We start from the raw sequence: 3,654 nt of genomic DNA, 5'->3' as shown, positions 1-3,654 counted from the left end.
TTTTAACTATTTTTATTTATTGCTAATTTTATTAATTAAAAATGAATAGCAATAAAATTTGATCTTACTTATTTCTTCTTCCAAATTAGTTATCATTTATCAATAACTTGACATTTATTACTTTCCTTGTATAATTATTAAATGTCTCATAAACTTTAAGAGAACTGCACAATATGATATCAGAAGTGACATTAATTATTTTTATGTGAGGTAAAACATGAAGAACAAACTAATTATTATCATATTTAGTATTATATTTTCTTTAATTAATCCTGGGGTTGCTCGGTCACAGTCTGTATTACAAGAAATCCAACAAACTGGAGTCCTAAAAGTCGGAATGAGAAAAGATGCGGCTCCTTTTGGTTATGTTTCTGGTAACAATTGGGAAGGAATTTGTATAGAATTAATAAATGAATTTAAGGAAGATTTAGAAAAAAAATTAAACAAAACTATTAACCTAGAAAAATTAGAAACTATTCTAGATGAAGATTCAGAAAAAGGTCGTCATAGTAGTGTAGCTAATAAACGAGTCCATCTAGAATGCGGTCCTAATACTATTAGAAAAAAACCACCAACAGGAGTCATTTATTCCGAACGTTTCTTCACCACTGGCACATATTTAATGATGAAGCCAGACAGAAGACTAACAGTTAATCCTGATGGATTTATGGAAGGAATTTTAATCGGAGTTTTGAATGATTCTCTCACACAAAAATTTATTGATAGTCGATACCAACTGGCAGATCAAAAGGTTTATCAAGGAGCATCGGGTCGAGAAACTGCTGTTAAAGATGCTATTGCAGGTACAATAGATGCCTTTGCCAGTGACGGCATTTTGTTAGTAGGAGAAGCTTTCCGGGAAGGATTAAAGGAAGCTCAATATTCAATACAGCCAAATCAACCACTTACTTGTATTTCATACGGCATGATTTTACCCGCCAATGATTCAGAGTGGCAAAAAACAGTCAATGAGTATATTCGCATTAAACTTTCTATTAGTCGAATTACAGATGTTTTAACCAAATTAGCAGGAGCAACATCTCCATTTATAGGCGTGACTATTTCTGCTGCTGATAAATGTAGTGGGTTATAGAACCCATTTTATAGCTATCTATTTATATAGTTAAAGATGTGGAGTAGGGAACTAGGGGAGATGAGATAATTTTTCGGTTGCGTTGCATTTTCATGAGTCGTGCATTGTCATTAGACCTCTCCGGAAAAGAGGGTAGTAGGGAGTAGGGGGGAAAGAACAACTTGCTATTCCCTGTTCCCTGTTCCCTGTTCACTATTCCCTGGCGCTATAACGATCAAAAAGTGCATTTAGCCTCTAAACTAGATTCAGGAATCTATATATTAGGAGGGTTAGCTTTGACTGAAGATAATAACTATTCATCCTCTTCCATAGCTACTATTTCTCGTCAAGAATTACGGGAGTTAGTTAGATCGCAACTTCAAGCTCTGCTAGAACAAGATAACTTATCTGGGGCTAAAGCCATGTTAGTTCCTGTACAACCCGCCGATATTGCCGAAGCGATCGAAGGTTTACCAGAAACAATGCAAGTCATAGCATTTCGCTTGCTTTCTAAACATGAGGCGATCGAAGTCTATGAGCAACTGGACTCCAGCGTACAACAGTCTCTGTGCGAAAAGTTCAAACGTCAAGAAGTTATAGATATAGTTGATAAAATGTCACCTGACGACCGTGCTAAACTATTTGAAGAATTACCCGCAGCCGTTGTCAGGCGTTTATTAGGTCAACTCAGCCCCGCCGAACGCCAAGCCACCGCCCAACTTCTCGGTTACAATTCCGGAACAGCAGGACGAATAATGACTCCGGAATACATCTCTCTTAAAGAAGAATATACAGTTTCTCAAAGTTTAGAACGTATTCGTTCATTAGCTCACGTTACCGAAACAGTTTATTCTCTATATGTAACTGACACTAACCGTCATCTTACAGGTATTTTGTCATTGCGAGATTTAGTCACTTCTCAACTAAACCAAACTATCAGTGAAATTATGAGTCGTGATTTTGTCTCCGTGCAAACTGGTACCGATCAAGAAGAAGTTGCTCGTATTATTCAGCGTTACGACTTTCTGGCAATACCAGTAGTAGATAGCGAACAACGACTGGTGGGTATCATTACCATTGATGATGTTCTCGATATTTTGGAACAAGAAACTACTGAAGATATTTATGCTTTAGGTGGGGTGCAGTCTGAAGGTGATAACTATTTCCAAGTCAATTTGTTTACTGCTGCTCGCAGAAGAGTAGTCTGGTTATTTGTGTTACTGCTGACAAATAGTGTTACGGGTGGAATTATTACAGCGCAAGAAGATATTCTACAAAAAGTAGTTGCCTTAGCAGCGTTTATTCCATTATTGACTGGTACTGGTGGAAATGTAGGGGCGCAGTCTTCCACTGTTGTCATTCGGGGTATGAATACCGATGAAATCTGGAAAATTGGGCCATTGAAAGTGATTCTGCGTGAAGCTGCCGCTGGTGCAATACTTGGGAGTGTTCTCGGTTTGTTAGCGACTGTTTGGGCTTGGGTGTTTATTGTCAATGGTAATTTAGAAGTTTCAGTGACAGTGGGTATAAGTTTGCTGGCAATCTCAATTTTGGCTTCTGTAGCTGGTTCGTCTTTGCCATTCTTATTTCGCTCATTTGGGTTAGATCCGGCCTTAATGTCAGCACCTTTTATTACTACTGCTGTGGATGTTCTCGGCGTTCTGATTTATTTCAATTTGGCACGAGTAATTTTACAAATATGAATATGACTTATATTATGTACAGATTTATAATAACCAAACTACTGGAATGTCATACACGCTCTTTAACTTCTTAACTCTAAAATGGGAGTAGTTTATATAGGCGATCGCGCCGTCGGCAAAACTCATTTCGCATTAGAATTGGCCAATCCCCAAGGAAATTATGTCCAGGTTTCTTTAGTCAATCAAAATTATCAAAATCTCCAGGCAAATTTACTTAATTTAGATGGCACTGCTAAACCTACTCAAAGTATTGAAAAGCGTTCTTTGGATGTTAAAGTTAGACTTTCTACTGGTATTAGTAAAATTCTTGTAGATTGGATAGATTCTCCTGGGGAATTATTTCGTAGGTCATGGCAATCTGAGCATATTAATGAATGGCAAGATTTTAAAGAAACAGTGGGTAAAAGTGAAGGAATTTTTTTAATTGTTCCTCCCTATCGAGAAATTTTACAGCCTCACATTGACCAGGAAAATTATATTACTCAGCAACAATGGTGCAATAGATTTAATCGTTGGACTGAGTTTTTTATTTATGATTGTCCTCAAGCTCGACGTATTGTAATATGTCTGAATAAAGCCGATTTAATTGATTGTAATCTTGAGCAAGAAATTGCTAAATTGGCTTATTTACCTCATGGTTCTAGTATGAATTGGCTGCAACGTCATAATTATGTAGTTAATCGTTATTTTTTACCACTAAAAACACAGTTAGAACAGATAAATAGCAGTCGTTCAGGTTTATCTGTTAGGTGTTTTATTACCAGTATTTATCACCGTAGTTTATTAGAATTACCTTGGATTTATTTAGCTAGTTATTTAGGTTGAGAGAAGGAAGAGGGAAGAGTTAATAATTAATAATGAATAATTAATAATTAATAA

The 3,654-nt window shown here is 36.4% G+C and carries 3 protein-coding genes; all 3 read left to right on the top strand.

Annotation, left to right across the window (positions count from 1 at the left end; all coding sequences use genetic code 11):
* The first annotated feature begins 217 nt into the window (after nucleotides 1–217).
* Nucleotides 218–1,093, top strand: a complete 876-nt coding sequence (locus AC3DU7_RS28400) for a type 2 periplasmic-binding domain-containing protein (RefSeq protein WP_488042606.1) — start codon at nucleotides 218–220, stop codon at nucleotides 1,091–1,093.
* Nucleotides 1,094–1,368: 275 nt separating this feature from the next.
* Entirely contained in the window at nucleotides 1,369–2,775 is a 1,407-nt protein-coding gene (gene mgtE / locus AC3DU7_RS28395) for a magnesium transporter (protein WP_488042607.1), read from the top strand.
* Between the two features lie 81 nt (nucleotides 2,776–2,856).
* Nucleotides 2,857–3,600: a hypothetical protein gene (locus tag AC3DU7_RS28390; protein ID WP_488042605.1), complete on the top strand. Its 744-nt coding sequence runs from the start codon at nucleotides 2,857–2,859 to the stop codon at nucleotides 3,598–3,600.
* Nucleotides 3,601–3,654: the final 54 nt, after the last annotated feature.

The sequence above is a fragment of the Okeania sp. genome, from assembly GCF_983059655.1.
This window is presented reverse-complemented; position numbering and strand designations above follow the sequence as displayed.